This is a genomic window from Pseudomonas sp. B23(2017) (assembly GCF_002113725.1).
Lineage (GTDB): Bacteria > Pseudomonadota > Gammaproteobacteria > Pseudomonadales > Pseudomonadaceae > Aquipseudomonas > Aquipseudomonas putida_Z.
In genome coordinates, this window is sequence record NZ_NEJM01000004.1 from 44,105 (window position 1) to 61,414 (window position 17,310).

Annotated in this window: 20 protein-coding genes and 1 pseudogene; 12 read left to right on the top strand and 9 right to left on the bottom strand. The window is 64.9% G+C overall.

The window, feature by feature from the left end; translation table 11 throughout:
* Positions 1 to 12 precede the first annotated feature (12 nt).
* From CAG46_RS08120 to CAG46_RS08150, 7 genes and pseudogenes are all read left to right on the top strand, one after another.
* Complete coding sequence (locus tag CAG46_RS08120) at positions 13 to 1,068, top strand: ABC transporter substrate-binding protein (RefSeq protein WP_085616912.1); 1,056 nt, start codon at positions 13 to 15, stop codon at positions 1,066 to 1,068.
* 58 nt (positions 1,069 to 1,126) lie between these two features.
* The gene (locus CAG46_RS08125) at positions 1,127 to 2,179 is read left to right on the top strand and encodes an ABC transporter substrate-binding protein (protein ID WP_085616914.1); all 1,053 of its coding nucleotides are present in this window, start codon (positions 1,127 to 1,129) and stop codon (positions 2,177 to 2,179) included.
* Positions 2,166 to 3,356 (top strand): MFS transporter, encoded by a 1,191-nt coding sequence (locus CAG46_RS08130; RefSeq protein ID WP_085616916.1) that lies wholly within the window; start codon positions 2,166 to 2,168, stop codon positions 3,354 to 3,356. The genes CAG46_RS08125 and CAG46_RS08130 overlap by 14 nt, the downstream gene beginning before the upstream one ends.
* A 4-nt stretch (positions 3,357 to 3,360) precedes the next feature.
* The gene (locus tag CAG46_RS08135) at positions 3,361 to 4,119 is read left to right on the top strand and encodes an ABC transporter permease (RefSeq protein ID WP_085616918.1); all 759 of its coding nucleotides are present in this window, start codon (positions 3,361 to 3,363) and stop codon (positions 4,117 to 4,119) included.
* Positions 4,116 to 4,889 carry an ABC transporter permease gene (locus CAG46_RS08140; protein ID WP_085616921.1) on the top strand — a complete coding sequence of 258 codons (774 nt, stop codon included), beginning with the start codon at positions 4,116 to 4,118 and terminating at the stop codon, positions 4,887 to 4,889. The genes CAG46_RS08135 and CAG46_RS08140 overlap by 4 nt, the downstream gene beginning before the upstream one ends.
* Before the next feature lie 9 nt (positions 4,890 to 4,898).
* Entirely contained in the window at positions 4,899 to 5,693 is a 795-nt protein-coding gene (locus tag CAG46_RS08145; protein WP_085616923.1) for an ABC transporter ATP-binding protein, read from the top strand.
* A 58-nt stretch (positions 5,694 to 5,751) separates the two neighbouring features.
* Positions 5,752 to 5,971, top strand: a pseudogene (locus CAG46_RS08150) (DUF1508 domain-containing protein); the annotation flags it as partial.
* 181 nt (positions 5,972 to 6,152) lie between these two features.
* On the opposite strand, the gene CAG46_RS08155 reads toward CAG46_RS08150, so the two are convergent.
* Both CAG46_RS08155 and CAG46_RS08160 read right to left on the bottom strand, forming a co-directional pair.
* The gene (locus CAG46_RS08155; RefSeq protein ID WP_085616925.1) at positions 6,153 to 7,046 is read right to left on the bottom strand and encodes a DUF2950 domain-containing protein; all 894 of its coding nucleotides are present in this window, start codon (positions 7,044 to 7,046) and stop codon (positions 6,153 to 6,155) included.
* Entirely contained in the window at positions 7,043 to 8,500 is a 1,458-nt protein-coding gene (locus CAG46_RS08160; RefSeq protein ID WP_085616927.1) for a DUF3300 domain-containing protein, read from the bottom strand. Before CAG46_RS08160 ends, CAG46_RS08155 begins: the two co-directional genes overlap by 4 nt.
* A 289-nt stretch (positions 8,501 to 8,789) precedes the next feature.
* On the opposite strand from CAG46_RS08160, the gene CAG46_RS08165 reads away from it, so the two are divergent.
* The gene (locus CAG46_RS08165; protein WP_085616929.1) at positions 8,790 to 9,035 is read left to right on the top strand and encodes a hypothetical protein; all 246 of its coding nucleotides are present in this window, start codon (positions 8,790 to 8,792) and stop codon (positions 9,033 to 9,035) included.
* Between the two features lie 11 nt (positions 9,036 to 9,046).
* Here CAG46_RS08165 and CAG46_RS08170 read toward each other — a convergent pair whose 3' ends face one another.
* Positions 9,047 to 9,706 (bottom strand): VIT1/CCC1 transporter family protein, encoded by a 660-nt coding sequence (locus tag CAG46_RS08170; protein ID WP_085616931.1) that lies wholly within the window; start codon positions 9,704 to 9,706, stop codon positions 9,047 to 9,049.
* A 122-nt stretch (positions 9,707 to 9,828) separates the two neighbouring features.
* Here CAG46_RS08170 and CAG46_RS08175 point away from each other — a divergent pair, with 122 nt between their 5' ends.
* A complete protein-coding gene (locus CAG46_RS08175; RefSeq protein ID WP_075045072.1) occupies positions 9,829 to 10,080 on the top strand; it encodes a hypothetical protein in 252 nt (83 codons plus the stop codon).
* 125 nt (positions 10,081 to 10,205) lie between these two features.
* Here CAG46_RS08175 and CAG46_RS08180 read toward each other — a convergent pair whose 3' ends face one another.
* Together CAG46_RS08180 and CAG46_RS08185 are read right to left on the bottom strand one after the other, a co-directional pair.
* Positions 10,206 to 11,078, bottom strand: coding sequence for a DMT family transporter (locus tag CAG46_RS08180; protein WP_085616933.1), 873 nt, complete (start codon positions 11,076 to 11,078; stop codon positions 10,206 to 10,208).
* A 108-nt stretch (positions 11,079 to 11,186) separates the two neighbouring features.
* Positions 11,187 to 11,597 carry a RidA family protein gene (locus CAG46_RS08185; protein WP_085616935.1) on the bottom strand — a complete coding sequence of 137 codons (411 nt, stop codon included), beginning with the start codon at positions 11,595 to 11,597 and terminating at the stop codon, positions 11,187 to 11,189.
* Positions 11,598 to 11,824: 227 nt separating this feature from the next.
* Between CAG46_RS08185 and CAG46_RS08190 the strand changes: the two genes are divergently transcribed.
* Positions 11,825 to 12,151 (top strand): hypothetical protein, encoded by a 327-nt coding sequence (locus CAG46_RS08190; protein ID WP_025338903.1) that lies wholly within the window; start codon positions 11,825 to 11,827, stop codon positions 12,149 to 12,151.
* Positions 12,152 to 12,195: 44 nt separating this feature from the next.
* On the opposite strand, the gene CAG46_RS08195 is transcribed toward CAG46_RS08190, so the two are convergent.
* Complete coding sequence (locus tag CAG46_RS08195) at positions 12,196 to 12,408, bottom strand: PLDc N-terminal domain-containing protein (protein ID WP_013972488.1); 213 nt, start codon at positions 12,406 to 12,408, stop codon at positions 12,196 to 12,198.
* Positions 12,409 to 12,631: 223 nt separating this feature from the next.
* Entirely contained in the window at positions 12,632 to 13,102 is a 471-nt protein-coding gene (locus tag CAG46_RS08200) for an FAD/FMN-containing dehydrogenase (protein ID WP_085616937.1), read from the bottom strand.
* A 161-nt stretch (positions 13,103 to 13,263) separates the two neighbouring features.
* On the opposite strand from CAG46_RS08200, the gene CAG46_RS08205 reads away from it, so the two are divergent.
* Positions 13,264 to 14,271 (top strand): GlxA family transcriptional regulator, encoded by a 1,008-nt coding sequence (locus CAG46_RS08205; protein ID WP_085616940.1) that lies wholly within the window; start codon positions 13,264 to 13,266, stop codon positions 14,269 to 14,271.
* Positions 14,272 to 14,422: 151 nt separating this feature from the next.
* On the opposite strand, the gene CAG46_RS08215 is transcribed toward CAG46_RS08205, so the two are convergent.
* Both CAG46_RS08215 and CAG46_RS08220 read right to left on the bottom strand, forming a co-directional pair.
* On the bottom strand, positions 14,423 to 15,106 hold the full coding sequence (locus CAG46_RS08215) for a TetR/AcrR family transcriptional regulator (protein WP_025338900.1): 684 nt from the start codon (positions 15,104 to 15,106) through the stop codon (positions 14,423 to 14,425).
* 139 nt (positions 15,107 to 15,245) lie between these two features.
* Positions 15,246 to 16,130: a hypothetical protein gene (locus CAG46_RS08220; protein WP_085616944.1), complete on the bottom strand. Its 885-nt coding sequence runs from the start codon at positions 16,128 to 16,130 to the stop codon at positions 15,246 to 15,248.
* Between the two features lie 196 nt (positions 16,131 to 16,326).
* Here CAG46_RS08220 and CAG46_RS08225 point away from each other — a divergent pair, with 196 nt between their 5' ends.
* A complete protein-coding gene (locus tag CAG46_RS08225; RefSeq protein WP_085616946.1) occupies positions 16,327 to 17,307 on the top strand; it encodes an aliphatic sulfonate ABC transporter substrate-binding protein in 981 nt (326 codons plus the stop codon).
* Positions 17,308 to 17,310 lie beyond the last annotated feature (3 nt).

Genomic DNA, 17,310 nt, shown 5'->3' on the forward strand with positions numbered 1-17,310 from the left:
GAGCCGCACATCATGACTCAACCGCTCGATACGCTCTGGTACACCCGTTGCCCCGTGCCCACCGGGCTCGGCATCGCCTTGCAGAAAGGCTGGCTGGAGCAGGCCCTGGGCGCCCAGGGCACGCGCATCCAGTCGCTGCGCGAGTCGCCCAGCCAGGCGGTGCGTGAATCACATTTCGACCACAGCCTTCAGAATTCGGTGCGTCACGGCGGCAGCATCCCGGCCATCTGGGCCCGCGCCAGCGGGCGTGAAACCCGGGTAATCGGCCTGTCCTGGGCCGATGAGGTGCAGTTGATTCTCAGCCTGCCAGAGAGCGGCATTCGAACGGTCAAGGACCTCAAGGGCCGGCGCTTCGGCCTGCCACACTGGACCGGCGCGCAGATCGATTTCACCCGCGCCCAAGCCATCCGCGGCCTGGAGAACGCCTTGCGCCTGGAAGGCCTGGAAGTGAAGGATGTGGATCTGGTGGACTTCATCCAGGGTGGCACGTTCAGTGACGAAGTCCCACAGCGTGTCGCTGGCCTCGGCGCCTTCGGCGGCAGCCGTCGTGGCGGGCAGAATCCGGAACTCACCGGGCTGCTGCGCGGCGAGGTGGACGCGATCTTCCTCAAGGGTGCCCATGCGGTGCAACTGGCCCTGCAGTTCGGCCTGCACACGGTGATCGACACGGGGTCCCACCCCGAGCCGCTGGTGCGCTCGAACAATGGCACGCCGCGTACCCTGAGCGTCGACCAGCACCTACTCGATCAGCATCTGGACAGTGCCGTGGGCATCCTCGGTGCGGTATTGCGCGCCGAGGAATGGGCGCATGCCCATCCGGAAGACACCCGCCGCTACCTCGCCCGCGAGTCCAACAGCAGCGAGTACTGGGTGGTCCAGGCCTACGGCGAGGACGCCCACCAGCGCTTGCGTACCGAACTGGACGAGCGCGCCACCACGGCCCTGCAGGATTTCACCGACTTCCTGCACCGTTGGCGCTTCATCCCTGAGCGCTTCAATGTGCGCGACTGGATCGACCCGCGCCCGCTAGAGGCCCTGCGCAGCGCTGTCGCCAAACGCGCCAGCTGAGCGTCGCCCGGCCCCGGCGCAGGCTGGGGCCGACTGCCCACCCGCACAAGGCTCATGCATGAACAACCCACTCGACACCCTCTGGTACACCCACAGCCCGGTACCCACGGGGCTGGGCATTGCCGTCGAATCCGGCCGCCTGGCCCGGGCCTTCCAGCCTCAGGGCACGCGTATCCAGGCCCTGCGCGAATCCTCCGACCGTGAAGTTCGCGAGGCGCACTTCGACCATCACCTGCGCAACTCGGTACGCCACGGCGGCAATATCCCGGCTATCTGGGCCCGCGCCAGCGGACGCGATACCCGCGTGCTGGGGCTGTCGTGGAGCGACGAAGTGCAGCTGATCGTCACCACCGCCGACAGCCCGGTACGCGGCATCCGCGACCTGCGCAACCGCCGCTTCGGCGTGCCCAAGTGGGCTAACGTACAGATCGACTTCACCCGTGCCCAGGCGATTCGCGGCCTGGAAAACGCCCTACGCCTGGAAGGCCTGAGCCCCCACGACGTGGAATTGGTGGACTACCCCTATGGCGGTACCTACAGCGACGACCCGGTACGCCACGTGCACGGCGCCCAGGTCAGCCTCGGCAACCGTGTGCGCCAGCGCAACAACGAACTGATCGGTCTGCTGCGTGGCGACATCGACGCGATTTTCCTCAAAGGCGCCCACGGCCTGCACATGGCCGATGAATTCGGCCTGCGGGTGGTGGTGGACGTTGGCTCGCACCCCGACCCATTCGTGCGTGCCAATATCGGTACCCCACGTACCCTGACCGTCGACCAGCACCTGCTGGACCAGCACTACGACGCCGCAGTGCTGATCCTTGACAGCGTGCTGCGCGCCGAGCAGTGGGCCTGGGCCCACCCCGAAGACACCCGCCGCTTTCTCGCCCGCGAACTGAACACCAGCGAATACTGGGTCGCCGCCGCCTATGGCGAGGACGCCCACCTGCGCCTGCGCACCAACCTGGCCGAGCGCTCCATCGAGGCTTTGCAAGACCTTACGGACTTCCTCGAACGCTGGGGTTTCATCCCACGCCGCTTCGATGTGCGCCAGTGGGTCGAGCCACGGCCGCTGGCGCACCTGCTGGAGAACGTCAATGCCCCCATCTAGGCCGCAAGGCTTCGTTGCCAGCTTCATGGCCCTGGCAACCTTCAGCGGCGCCACCATTGGTATGGCGAAAATCGTCACCACGCTATACGCCCTGCACCTGGGGGCCAGCCCCCTGCAATTGGGGGTGATCTCGGCCATGGAGTCGCTGGGCATGGTGCTGCTGACTCTGCCGGCTGGCTTCGTCATCGCCCGCTTCGGCGCGCGCCGGGTGTATTTTCTGGCCAGCCTCGGGCCCCTGCTGCTGAACCTGGCGATCCCACTGTTCGCCAACTGGGTGTGGCTGGCCGTGGCACGCTTGCTGATCGGCCTGTGCATTCCGTTTCGTATCGTCGCCATGAACAGCGCCTTCTTGCGCCAGTTGCGCCACATCGGCCAGGACAAGGCTGGTTGGTATCGCGGCGCACTGACCCTTGGCATGGGACTGCTCGGCCCGGTGCTGGGCAATGCCCTTAGCGTCGAAAGCTTCACCCTGGGCTTCGTGGTGATCGGCTTGTGCTTTGGCATGATGGCCGTGTACAGCCTCGGCTTCTGGGAGCAGGAAGATCCAACCGAGCCCGTCGCCAAAGTGGGCGGTGGCATCTTCGACCAGTCACGCGCCCTGCTTGGCCACGCAGAGGTGGCCGAAAGCTGTGTCATCGAATTGCTGTCCGGCGCCACTGGCGCGCTGTTCGGTACCTTTGTCATCGTGCTTGCCATCGAGGGTGCCCAGCTCAGCCAGGCGCACGCTATAAGCCTGGTGATGATCCAGGGCGTGGCGGCGGTGCTAGGTCTTTTCGGCCTCGGTCATCTGGTGCTACGTGCGGGCCGGCGCTCGTCCTACCTCGCCAGTCTGGCCCTGGCGGTGACAGGCCTGCTGTTACTCGCCCGTGGCCAGGGCTACGCCTGGCTGGCCCTGGGGGCGGTACTGCTGAGCCTGGCCAGTGCCCTGGCGCACCTGGTGAACATGGCGCAGATGGGGGAATCAGCCCTGGACAAGAGCAAGCTCTCGGGCCTGTTCAACCTGGCCGGAATGCTCGGCGGCTGCGCCGGTGCCTTGCTAGGTGGTGTGATCAGCCATTGGATCGGCACGGCGAATCTGTTCTTGGCGTGGATCCCGCTGGTTCTGCTCACAGCCCTGCTCTGCTGGCTGCGCCACCTGCGGCACGCCCCTGCCAATGTTCTCAGCGTGGAGGGATAATCCGATGCGCAACATTCCCCTGCACCACCTCACGGTGCTCATCTCGCCCCTGGCCCTGCTGGCGGCCTGGGTACTGGTGGCCGACAGCGGCGCCTTCCCGCACCAATTGCTGGTGCCACCGCGGGAGGTCTGGCAAACCTTCGAGGAGCTGTTGGCCGGTGGCGAACTGCGCGATCACCTGGCCAGTAGCTTGTCGCGCCTGGCCCTGGGCTTTGTATTCGGCGCACTTGGCGGCTTGGCCTTCGGCACCGCCATGGCCCTGTCGCCCAGCGTCGAGGCTTACTGCGGGCCGCTGTTTCACACCTTGCGCCAGGTGCCGTCGATTGCCCTGATCCCGATGTTCATCCTGTTCTTCGGTGTCGAAGAAACCTTCAAGATCGTGATCGTCACCAAGGCCTGCTTCTTTCCCGTGGCCCTGGCCACCTGCGAAGGCGTGCGCGGCATCCCGCGCAGCTACTTCGATGTTGCCCAAGTGTACCGCCTGCCGCTGCCGACGCTGCTCGCCGAGGTCGCCTTCCCCGCCGCCGCGCCGCCGATCATCACCGGTCTGCGCATCGGCCTGAGCCGCGCCTGGATGGTGCTGGTGGCCGCCGAGCTACTGGCCGCCGACAGTGGTCTTGGGCAAATGATCGAGCTGAGCCGGCAGATGCTGCGCATCGATGTGGTGATGGTCGGCGTCCTGGTGACCGGACTTGTGGGCTTCACCCTCGACCAAGGTTTACGTCTGCTGGAGCGGCGCGTATTGCGCTGGAAACCCCTATGAACCGACTGACTGCATTACTGCGCCATGGCCGCGGGTTGGTGTTGCCGCTGTTATTGATCGCTGCCTGGGAGATCGCCTCGCGACAAGGCGCCAGCCAGGCCTACGCCTTCGTCCCACTGCAGCGCATCGGCACAGGCCTGATGGAGTTGCTGGCCAGCGGCGAGTTGTGGCTGAGCGTGCAGGCCAGCCTGCAACGCACCTGCCTGGGATTGCTGTTCGGCGTGCTGGGCGGTTTCGCCCTGGGCGCTGGCATGGCCTCCTCGCGCTGGCTGGAGCGGCTGCTCGCGCCGTTGTTTCACGGCCTGCGCCAGGTGCCCATCCTTGGCTTGATCCCATTGTTGGCACTGTGGTTCGGCAGCGGCGAAGTGACCAAGGTGCTGATCGTCTCGCTAGCGGCCTTCTACCCCATGGCGCTCAATGCCTTCGAAGGCTTCAGCCATGTGGAAAAACGCTACCGCGAAGTCGGCCGCCTGTATGCCCTGTCACCCTGGCAGCAGTTCGTGCAGATCCTGCTGCCTGGTGCATTACCGAGCCTGTGCAACGGCGTGCTGCATGCGCTGGCTTTCGCCTGGGTCAGCTCGGTGGGAAGTGAGCTGTTCCTCTCCACCGGCATGGGGCTTGGCAACCTGATGATGAACGCCGAAACCGGCTCACGCATGGAGATCATCGTGATCGGCGTGCTGTGCATCGGCCTGCTCGGCTACACCATGAACCAACTGTTTTCGCGCCTGAGCCGGCACCTGCTGCGCTGGCGCGCCCTTCGTCGATAGGTGACCGCGATGACCGCACTGTTCAACTCTCTTCTTCCCGGATACACCCTCGGCCAACCCGGCGCCCTGGAGATCCGTGGGCTGAACAAGCACTACCAGATCGACGGCAAACCCTTGCAGGTACTCAAGGACATAGACCTGCAAGTGTTACCCGGCGAGTTCGTGTGCATCGTCGGCGCCAGTGGCTGCGGCAAGTCTTCGTTATTACGGCTGATCGTGGGCCTGGAACAGGACTACGACGGGCAGATCTGTCTGGATGGCGAGAGCGTGCAAGGCACCAGCCTGGAGCGGGGCCTTGTGTTCCAGGACCATCGCCTGTTCCCCTGGAAAACCGTGGAGCAGAACGTAGCCCTGGCACTCAAGCCCCTGCGCCTGAGCAAGCGCGAAAAAGCCGAGCGGGTTGCAGAGCACTTGACGCTGGTGGGGCTGCAAGGCTTCGAGCATGCCTACCCACACCAACTCTCCGGGGGCATGGCCCAGCGCGCCGCCATTGCCCGGGCGTTGATCACCCGGCCCAAGTTGCTGTTGCTCGACGAGCCCTTCGGCGCTCTGGATGCCCTGACCCGTATTCACCTGCAACGCGAGTTGCAACGTATCTGGCTGCAACAGGGCAGTAGCATGATTATGGTCACCCACGACGTAGAAGAGGCGCTTTACCTCGGCGACCGGGTGATCGTCATGGACCCTCGCCCGGGGCGCATCCGCTTCGAGGTGCGCGTGGACCTGCCGCATCCGCGCGAGCGGCACGCGCCGCGTTTGCAAAAGCTGCGGGACGACCTGCTGGCGGAACTGACCGGGCCCTGACCATATGGCGGTCAGACAAGGAACCTCGTTCTCCCTGGTAACGCCGGGAATCTTTCAGGCAGCGGATAATGGAATCGCGTCCGTTCAGGCCAACAGCCCGCTGGCTGAGCGTTATGAAGAGCGAGTCTACTAACGGGAAAGTTTATTTCAACCTGAAAGCCGCCAATCACCAAGTCATTGGCACCAGCCAAATGTACGCAAGCACACAGGCACGTGCTGTCGGTATTGCTTCAGTGAAAACCAACGGCCTTTCGAAAACCGTAAAAGATCTCACCTGAGAGAACCCGTTCGAGCCAGGCTGATATGGCTTGGCTCGCGGGCATGCCCTCTCCTGGAACTGCACATAACTCATTGAATTGGCATGGGACCCTGTGGGAGCGACTTTAGCCGCGAACATCGGCGCAGCCGGTGCCGTGCACTGCAGACGCACCAAAGGCGTTTCGCATTGAGCATGCAGGGTCAATCCCCCGCCGGCAAATCCACCACCTTCCAACTGTCATCCGGATCGAAGCGTTTCATCTCCTTGGCCAGCTTGTCGCCGTGCGGCCCGAGGTCTTTCTCGAACACCTCGCCGTCATGGCTGATCATGAAGCTCATCACCCCGGTGTCATCGTACCTGGCCGGCCAGGCAACCATGGCAAAGCCACGGCTCATCTGGTTGCCGATCAGGTAGCTGTAGGCACCGCCGGGGGCAGATGGGCCCTGTGCATCGAGGATGCGGAAGTGGTAGCCATACCAGGCGTCGCCGACCATGTCCTGGCCGAACAGCGGGCCCAGCGGGCTGACCTGGCCATCGCCGTCGTCGTCCCAGTACAGCCCGTCATGCTTGCCGGGCTCGCTGAATATCTTCTGCGCGTACTCCAGCGCACCGTTGCCGTTGTGGTCCTGGCTGGCGTAGTCCATCTGCGCATCGTGGTAAGCCAGCATCGACTGCATGGCGCCCAGCTCGTTGCGGCCAATACGCCGGGCGCGGATTTCAGAGCTGCCGGCCTTGAGGTCGAAACGCCAACCCTGACTGCCTTTGGTCAACGGTATGGGCAACGTCCAGTGATCACTGCCCACCGCGAGGATGGCCTTGTTTGCCCCCGACATGTCGATGCTGTGCTGCGCGCGATACTGCGCCAGGAACGTGTCCACGTCACTGCGTTGCACACCGCCGCGCGGTATGTAGGTACGCCAGTCATCGCCCAGCAACCGGGCCAGGCGGGCTTCATCAGGTTTCTCCTCGCCCAGCGCCGCGACAAAGGATTCCACGGCCTTCTCCGGTGTCGGGAAGACTTCCTGCGCAGCGGCCAGGGTTGACCAGGCCATACCGGCTGCGATTGCCAGTGCCGCTATCGATTGGCGGTTCATCGACGGCCACCTCCCCCGCGGCGTGCGGGCGCACTGGGCCGGGAAATCTGGTGCCCGGCGGCACGCGATGCGCTCGGGCGCTGGGCGAACGACTGGCTGGTGCGGCCACGGCTGGCCTGCGCGCTGGTGCGCGAGGGTGAACGCACGCCGTCAAAGGCATTGTTACGCGCCCGGCCGGCGGTATTGGAAGGCCGGTTTTGCGCCAGCTGCCGCCCCTGGCCTTCGCCCTGCCTGCGCTGGTTCACCTGGTTGTTCTGCTGCCGAGCCTGGGTGTTGCGGGTTTCCTGTCGGCGGTCGGTTGCCCGCGGGTTGTCGCTACGAGGCTGCATGCGGTTGCCGACCGAACTGCCCGCCTGCGCGTCGCGCATCTGCTGGCGTGCCTGGCGGTTGCTGGTGGCCGGCCGTTCGATGCCGGCCCGGTCCATCGACGCCCTGGCCTTGTCCCGCGCCTGGGCGCGCTGGGCGTCATCGCCGCGGAAGGCAGTACGCTGGGTGGCACCGTCCAGCTGGCGACCGTACTGCTGGCGGCTGCGGGAGTCGCGGTACGGCACGCCGTCGCGGTTGGCGGCGTTGTGCTGCCATTTGTTCTGGTTGTTGGTGATGCGGTTGTTGGCGTTGATGTTGTTGTAGCGGTTGACGTCGATGTCGATGTCGTTGTTGCCCCAGTCACAGTCGCCCCACAGCGAGGCAACGATTGCCACGCCGGTACCGAAGGCCAGACCCGCCACCAGCGCGGAACCGGGGTAGTACATGGACGGTGGCGGGTAGTACGCCGGCGGCGAAGCCGGGTAGGCCCAGGTGCCGTAGGTGGTGGTCGGGTTGTAGCTGGGCACGTACACCACTTGCGGGTCGGACGGCTCGATGATGATGGTGGTGGGCGGGCTGCTGGCCGTAACCACCTGGGTGCTGCTACCGCTGGAGGCCGGTGCCGGGGCGGTCTGCACGGTCACGTTCTGGTACTGGTTGCTCTGCAGGTTGCCGGCGGCCTGGGCCTGGTGACGCAGGCGCTGCACGCCGCCCATGACATCATCGGGCTGCGCGAGGAAGGCGTCGCCCAGGCGCTGCACCCAGACCGGGTCCTGCCCCAGGGTTGCCAGCACCTGCGGGAAGGCCACCAGCGCTTGTACGCTTGGGTCCCAGGGCTGGTTCGCCACCTTCTTGACGGCATCGTCGCCGGTGGCCTTGGGGTTGGCCTTGGACCAGGTCACCGCTTCGCTCACCTGCCCCGGATAAGTGGAGGCCATCAATACCTGGGCCAGCAGCGCATCGGGGTACAACGCGATGGGCGCGAGCATCTGGTCCAGTTGCTCCTGGGTGAACACCGGGTCCTTGGCCGCGACCGTGTCGGCTTGTGGTGCCGGGTCGGGGGCAGGTACGTCTTCTGCCAGCACCAGGCCGGGCGTGGCGCTCAGATACAGGATTACCGACAGGACCGCTGACAGTGGGATGCGCATCGCTTCTCTCCATGAGATCAGACCGCGTGGATTAAGGGTAGCAATGGCGATGCTTTTGGCCAGATGTGCGGGCGCAAACTTTTCGCGCTCTAAAGGTGAGGGTGGTTGCTGCTTTTGAATCTATACCAGGGCTGGGCTGAGATCTGTAATTGACTGTACCGGCCCTTTCGCGGGCACGCCCGCTCCCACAGGGTCACCACAGGTTCGAACATTGTGGAGTACCTGTGAGAGCGGGCGTGCCCGCGAAGAGGCCGGTGCATGCACGTATCCAAAAAAGGAGCCCACCCTGATGAACACGCCCCGCCTCATCGCCATGATCATGCTGGCCGTGCTCTGCACCTCGGCCTGGGCGGCCACCGACCGCGCCGAACGGCGCCGCGAGGCCCGCGATGTGCGGCAGGAAACCCGCCAGGACGCGCGGCAGACCAAACAGGATTGCCGCCACGCCGACCAGCAAAGCAACGCCGGCTGCCGACAGGACAAACGCCACACCAAGCAGCAAGGCCGTGAGCGCGCCCGCGACATAAAATATTGAGCGGGCGGTGCTCAGCCGCCCAAGGCGATGATCGCCAGGATCAGTGACGCACCGACTACCGCCAGGACCACGCCGGTCAACAGGGTGCGGCCACCGGAATAGCGTGCCAGCAGCCAGCCTGCAAGGAAGAGCATGGCCAGGGCGACCAGGTTCGATACACGGATGGCCGTACCGGTGGTCTCGATCAGCAGGAACGGAATGACCATCGGGAAGGTTGCCAGTACCACCAGCAGGAAAGTGGCCAGGGCAGCCTTGAAATCATCCAGCCCCAGGCGTGCCGGCAGCGGGCGGCCAGCATCACGCAGCATGCGCCCGCGCAGCATCTCCAGCCCGTCTTCATCCAGCGCCAGGCCGATGCGCTCTGGCAGCGTATCGGCAATCAGCCTGCGCCCCTGGGTGATATCACCGGCTTGCAGGCGGGCCAGCAAGGTCCGGCTGCGGGTGCGTTCGGTCCAGGTACGCAGCAGGTAGATGACGGCATCGGCCAGGCCCCAGGCCAGGTTGCAGCCGAGCGCGGCAATCAGCATCAGCCGCGCGTCTTCGCGCCCTGCGGTGGCCACGCTCAGCGAGCCGATGAAGGTCATCGCCATCAACAGGCCGAAGATGACCTCGGTGATCCGGTCGATCGGTTCCAGCACGCCCCATTTACGCGGTTGCTCGTCTTGCCCCATCGCACCCTCCCAGGAACCATCGATAGTCACTATCGAGAATGGCAATTTCTGCCGAACGACATGGCCGAATAACCTAGCTCCATCGACTCGCCGCCCACCACCCCGGCCCCTGGAGCTACCTGATGAACACCTTGGCCCGCCTGCTGTCCGCCACCCTTGCCGTTATTGCCATCGCCATCATCAGCGGCTGTGCCAGCCACCCCGAACTGCGCCCCTACACCGCCGAGGAAACCCGCCAACTGCAACTGGAAGCCTTGCAACGCCGTGGCCTGTCGCTGGACGACTACGAGCAGCAACGGCGGGTAATCCAGCGTGCCGGCAACCTGCCTGTGGTGACCGAAGCTGCCGACGCCGACCGTTCGAGCAAAGGCTGATTGGGCTCGCCAGCGGTTCCTTAGCGCTACCTGCACAGATAGGGCTGCGAGGTGAGGTTGCTCCATTATAGTCAGCCAGGCATTGCACGCCCCGACAGCCATGCCCTGTCACGCCCTTCACCCTTTTAGCGGCGCGGCGCCAGCGCCAGGGCGATACCGCCCAGCACCACCACGCACGCCACCAGCAAGCGCAACGACAATGGCTCGCCGATCAGGCCAACCCCGCCCAACGCCGCAATCACCGGGACGCTGAGCTGCATGGTCGCTGCCTGCTGCGCGCTGACTTGCCTGACCACGCCGTACCACACGGCATAGCCCGCACCCGAGGCCAGCACACCGGAGCCCAGCGCATACAGCAAGCCGAGCGGGCTCAGGTGCAAGCCAGCGCCCAGCAACAGCATCGGCACCAGCAGCACCAGGCACGGCAGGCTCCGGGCGAAATTGCCGGCAGTGTCGGCCAGCGGCCGGGGTGAGCCTTTGCCCAGCAGCGTGTACACGCCCCAGGCCACGCCGGACAGGGCCATCAGCAAGGCACTGGCAAAGGGTGGCGCCGCGGCACCGGGCAACAGCAGCACCAGCAGGCCGGCGAAGGCGATCAGCATGCCCAGCAGCATCCGCGCGGTGATAGGTTCGCCTTTGTACCAGGCGAAGCCGAACATGGTGATCTGCACCGCGCCGAACAGCAGCAACGCCCCCGCGCCTGCGCCCAGCTGCAGGTACGCCGCAGAAAACAGGAACGCATACAGGAACAGTGCCAGGCCGCCGCGCCAGGTGCCTCCCATGGCAAGCGCGGGCTTGCGCAGGCGAATCAACAGCAGCAGGAACAGTGCACCACTGGCCAGGCGCACCACGGTGAAGGATGCCGGGTCGATGGCCCCGTCCTTCAGCGCCAGCCGGCAGAACACCGAGTTGGCAGCGAAGGCCACCAGGCTGAAAAGTGCGGGCCAGAGCCAGGCCCGGGCCTTGCGGTCGGTGAGCGTGGTGGTGCCGCTGCTCATGGTGTGGTCACCTCTGAGATCGATTGTTGTCATGGCGGCCATGCCGGTAGGGCCAGCACCGATATACAACATAGTGTTTATCTGCCGCCACCACCGAATCGCCCGGACCTATACCGCTGCCACCGCCTCGATTTCCACCAGCATGCCGTCCAGCGCCAGCCGGGGTACCGGTATCAGCGTGCAGGTCGGCTTCATGCAAGGGCCCCAGGCCCTGTCAGCCTCGGCTACCCACTCACGCAGGCGCGTTTCGGAATGCTCGACGATCAGCAGGGTCAGCTTGAACACCTGGGCCAGGCTGGCGCCTTTCGACGCCAGGGCAACCTCCAGGTTGGCCAGTGCCTGGCGCGCCTGCTCGGCGAACAGCGGCGACAGCTGCCCGTTGCGGCCCTCCCCGCCCTGGCCGGCGATGAACAGCAGGCGGCTGTCGGCATACACCTCGGCGACATGGGAATAGGCATTGCCGCTGGGGTCGTACAGGCCTTCGGGATTGCTCAGCTGAAACGCGGTTGAATGGCTCACGGTAAACCCTCGATCAGTTGGAAGAGGGACGGAGTATCGAACCTTGAGTCAACTCGAGGTCAAGCGCGGTTTTCAGGGGCGGGCTTGCCCGCGAAACAGGCGTCGACTGTAGGACGTTTCGCACAGCGCACGAGCTTCCGTGAACCACGCGTTCATATGCGAAGCGGCCGTCAGGCGCTAGATTGCGAGGCCCGGCATGGAGGCCTGTACGTAACAAGGATAAAGCGATGAGCAAATACAATTTCCAACTGGCCTACACCATCAAGCCAAACAACCCTGCCCGAGATGAAACCGATGCGGCGCAGGCCCGTCTGCACCTGCGCGAGAAAATTGGCCTGGACACCGTCGAGCACATTGAGACCACCCTGCTCGGGATGGTCACACTCAAAGGCGCCACACTTGCAGAGCGCAAGCGCGAAGCCGAAAAGCTGCTTCACGACTACATCCATGAAGCGCTCAAGCAACTGCGTGTGCTGTCGACCGTGAAGTTCTACGGTTGCCTGATGGTGGACGGGCTGGGCGCAGCCATTCGCTTCGACATCCTGCCCAAATGAACAGCGACGGCATCAGGCGCCCCCGCGCCTGATGCCGCGCACCGTCATTTTTCCTGCAGTACCGCCCTGCCCTTCACCGCCCGAGGCCCGCGCCAGGCCCAGAACAGCAAACCAGGGAATGGCGCGTAGACCACGAACACGATCCACAGCATCTTGCGCTCGGCGCGCCGGTCACTGCCGATGATGTGCCAGATGGCCCAGATTTCCAGCAGGATCACAAAGGCCGCGACGATGATCCAGATCGTTCCGATTTCCATAGCGCTCTCCCATTTGGCATGTAATGGGTTGGGTTGCAGAGGCTGCCGAGGGTTCAGATTGATTTGGCTGGCGACATGGCACCGCGGCCCGTTGTAGGAGCGGCCTTGTGTCGCGATGGGCTGCGCAGCAGCCCCAGGATTTTTGCCCTACGAAAGACCGCAGGGGGCTGCTTTGCAGCCCATCGCGACACAAGGCCGCTCCTACAGGGTGCAGTGACAGCTCTCAATGCCGTGGTGCAGTCTCCAGCGCCGCCTTCAACGCCGGCGCATCGGCAAATGCCCGCTGGCTCACCAGCTTGCCTTGCTCCAGTTGCAACCACTGTACCTGGCCATCCTGCCCGGGATAACGGCTGGCCACCCGCCCGTCACGGTCCAGCAGCACCCGGTAGTTGTAATCGCGCATGGCGGGGATGGCGAACAGCTTGCTGATCAGTGCCGGCATGCGCTGGATATCGGCAACAAACACCGCATCGCGCGCCTCCAGGTAACCCTTGGGCTGTTCGGCCAACGCCGCCTTCACCAGCTTGGCACCGTCCATGTCGCGCGCCACCAGCAGGATGTGCGTACCGGCGCCGAGGCTATAAGCCTGGTCGTGCTGGTCGAGCAGCGTCCACGGCGCGAGCTTGTCGCCCGGTTCCAGGGCATTGGCCAGCAATGGCATCAGGCAAAGCAACAGGGCAGCGGCGTACTTCATCAAGGGTATCCTCAGTGACGGGAGCATCAGCATAGCGGCAACGGGCCAAGCCAGACAGGTTGCCTGAACACGACCTCGAACACGACACGGCCACCCGGGAGATTGTCTTTCCCCCGGCCACCCGCCACACTCTCGAGGCCAGCCAGGAAGCGGAGTCCAGAGTGCCCACGCCACGCCAGTTCAGCAAGAAGACCAGTACCAGCAACATGCTGCGGCTGAAGTCCACCAGCGCCAATGCCCAGGCGCCCTATCGGGTCGATTTCGTATTGCTCGAACACTTCTCGATGGCCAGTTTCACCGTGGCCATGGACGTGCTGGTCACGGCCAACCTGCTGCGCGCCGACAGCTTCCAGTTCACCCCGCTGTCGCCGGAAGGCGACCGCGTGCTCAGCGACCTGGGGCTGGAGCTGGTGGCCACCGAGTTGTCCGCCGAGGCGCTGAAGGAGCTGGACCTGCTGGTGATCTGCGGCGGCCTGCGCACGCCATTGAAGTACCCCGAGCTCGACCGCCTGCTGGGTGATTGCGCGGCCCACGGCATGGCCCTGGGCGGGTTGTGGAACGGCGCATGGTTCCTCGGCCGCGCCGGGGTGCTGGACGACTATGGCTGCAGTATCCACCCCGAACAGCGCGCCAGCCTGTCCGAGCGCAGCCCGCAGACGCGGATCACCCCGGCCAGCTTCACCCTCGACCGCGACCGCCTCAGCGCTGCCAGCCCCAATGGCGCCATGGAGCTGATGCTCGGCCTGGTGCGCCGGCTGTATGGCGACGGCCTGGCCGAAGGCGTCGAGGAAATCCTGTCGTTCTCCGGTGCCCGCTACCGCCAGGTCGGCCCAGGCGCGAAGAAATCCATGAGCCTGCACCTGCGCACCATCGTCGAACTGATGGAGAACAACCTCGAGGAAACCCTCAGCCTCGACCAGCTGGCCGCCTACAGCGGGCGCTCGCGCCGGCAGATCGACCGCCTGTTCCAGGCCCAGCTGGGCACTTCGCCGCGGCGTTACTACATGGAGCTGCGCATCACCAAGAGCCGCCGCCTGTTGCAGTATTCCGACCTGTCGGTGATGGAAGTGGCAGTGGCCTGCGGGTTTGTTTCGGTGTCGCACTTCAGCAAATGCTATGCGGCTTACTTTGGCTACCCGCCGTCGCGTGAGCAGCGGTTGGGCGAGTGAGCACGGGAAATATGTCAGAGATGTATGGCCTGGGCGGGCCTTTTCGCGGGCACGCCCGCTCCCACAGGATCACCACAACATTCAAGGCAGATGCAGTACCTGTGGGAGCGGGCATGCCCGCGAAGGGGCCGGCCCAGGCACTGGAAAACCTTCAGGGGCGGCGCTCGATCTGGATGTACCGCAACACCGCATCACAGATCATGGCCTTGTGACGCAGCTTGACCTGCTCATCGGACAGGTCGATCTGGAAGATCTCGCCAAAGGTGTGGCGGTTCGACACCCGGTAGAAGCAGAACGAGCTCATCAGCATGTGCAGGTCGATGACCTCGATGCCGGCGCGGAACACACCTTCCTGCACCCCACGGCGCAAGGTACTGCCCAGGGCCTCGAGCACCAGGCTGCTCATTTCGCGAATCGCCGGCGACTGCTTGACGTACTCGCCGTAGTGGATGTTTTCGGTGCAGATGATCCGCACGAAATCGACGTTGCGGTCGTGGTGATCGAAGGTGAACTCCACCAGCCGGCGAATCGCCTGCTCGGCCGGCAGCGACTCCAGGTCCAGGCTTTGCTCGGTCTTGCGGATGTCGCCGTACAGCTTGATCAGGCACTCGCAGTACAGCTGCTCCTTGCTGCCGAAGTAGTAGTAGATCATGCGCTTGGAGGTGGCGGTGCGCTCGGCGATGGCGTCGACGCGGGCACCGGCCAGCCCTTGCTGGACGAACTCGTTGATGGCGGCCTGGAGGATGTCCTCGCGCGTTTTCTCGGGGTTGTTCTTGCGCGTCTTGCGCCCCCCTTCGGTTTCAGGCTGGCCGAGGCTGACTACGGAATCACTCATACCCACTCACAGGCTGTTTATTGGAATGGAGGGATTATCCGCGAGCGCGGCCATGCAGGGAAGCGCGCTGTTGGTCGGGTAGCCATCACCCGCGGCGGCTGCCCACCCGCAAACGGCGCCTGCCCAGCCAGGCGCAGGGTCAGTCGCGCTGGGCGGTGTTGCGCTCCAGCGGCGGGGTCAGGTGCAGCACGCGGTTGCGCCCGCCTTCGGCCAGCAGGTAGCCGCCCTTGCCATCGGCAACGATCGACTGCGGCGCCTTGAGGAACGACAGCACGGTCTGCCGCGTGCCGTCGGCGCCGATGCGCAGCAGCCGGGCCCGGTGAGTGTTGTCTTCGCTGATCCACAGGCCGCGCTGGTCGCAGAACAGGAACGTCGGGTTGCGCAGGCCATCGACCACCACCGGGTCCCGGCCATCGTCGGACAAGGCGCGGACCTTGCCGTTGGCCTTTTCGGTATACAGCAGACGCCCGTCGCTGCAGCGGGTCAGGCCTTCGGTTTCGGTCAGGCCGGAGCGCAGCACATCGAGCTGGCCGCTGCGCCAGTCATAGCGCATCAAACGGCCATTGCCCTTGCGGTCCTCGATTGCGTACAGGTGCTCGCCGTCGTTCCACAGGCCCTGCACGCTCTCGCCATCGAACAGCCGCGTGACCTGGCCATCGCGGGCCAGGCTGACCGGGGCAAACCCGCCTTCCTGGCTGAACACCCAGCCTCCCTGCGCCGCCACCATGCCGTCGGGCTTGGACAGGTTGTCGATGACCACCACCCGATCACCCTGGGCGGTGATCCTGAGGATGCTGCCACGGCCATCGTCCAGTTCGCGGCTGACCAGCAGGCTGCCATCGGCTTGCGGCAACAGCGACGCGGCCTTGGTCACGTCACGGTGCAGCACCTCGACGCCCCAGCCGGAGGCGGCCTGGACCGGGTAGAAACTCTGCCAGGCAAAGAAGCCCAGGGTGGCCGTGAGCAGGCCGGCGGTGGCGGCCAAGGCGATGCGGGTGCTGCGCTTGCGCAGGATGTGCGACATGTAGGGCTCCTCGGGAATGCCGGGGAGCCTAGCAAGCGAATGTGAAAAAAATGTCGAAATGGACCAACCATTACAAAACAAAAGGATATAAAAATAACAAAACAATCTAACAAACAGGAATATAAAAATTGAAAGCCAAACGCCACCTCCTTAGTCTGGGCACATCGTTTCCCTTCCAGATCAAGGAGCAATGCCCATGCCCGCCCGTGCCTTCTCCCCCCTGCGCCGCCTGTTGATCGGCGGCTTGCTGGCCAGTGTCGCCAGTACCCTGTTGCCCTGGTCCCAAGCCCTGGCCGACGAGGCCAGCACCCTGCGCATCGGTTACCAGAAGTTCAACAGCATCAACATCCTCAAGGGCAGCGGCGCCCTGGAGAAGGCCCTGGCACCGCAAGGCGTGAAAGTCAGCTGGCACGAGTTCGCCGCCGGCCCGCAGTTGCTCGAAGCCTTGAGCACCGGCGCCATCGACCTCGGCCATGCCGCCGACGCACCCTCGGTGTTCGCCCAGGCCGCAGGCAAGCCGGTGGTGTACCTGGCCGCCGAGCAACCCTACCCACGCGGCATCGGCCTGGTGGTGCGCGAGCAGGACCACCTGGCCAGCGTGCAAGACCTCAAGGGCAAGCGCGTGGCCACCGGCCGCGGCTGGAACGCCCAGTACCTGCTGGCCGTTGCCCTGGAACAGGCCGGCCTCAGCTACCAGGACATCACCCCGGCCTACGTCAACAACGCCGCCGATGCCGTGGCTGCCCTGCAATCGGGCAGCGTCCAGGCCGTGACCCTGTGGGACCCGTTCCTCGCCGCGGCAGAAAGCCAGCCGGGCCTGAAGAACCTGCGCGACGGCAGCGGCCTGTCCAACAACCGCACCTTCTACCTGTCCACCGCCAGCTTCGCCGACCAGCATCGCGCCTTGCTGAAGACCTTCTTCGCCGAACTGGGCAAGGTCAGCCAGTGGGCCAATGCCAAGCCTGCGGAAGTTGCCGCGCTGCTGGCCCCGCAACTGGGGATCAACGCCAACGTGCTGCAAGTGGCCAGCGAGCGGCGCAACTACAACGCCGTGGCCATTACCCCGCAGATCGTTGCCGAGCAACAGAAGCTGGCCGATACCTTCCAGGGCCTGGGCCTGATTCCACGCAAGCTGCAGGTGGCCGACGCGGTCTACCCGGCTTCCGTATTGCCTTGAGCG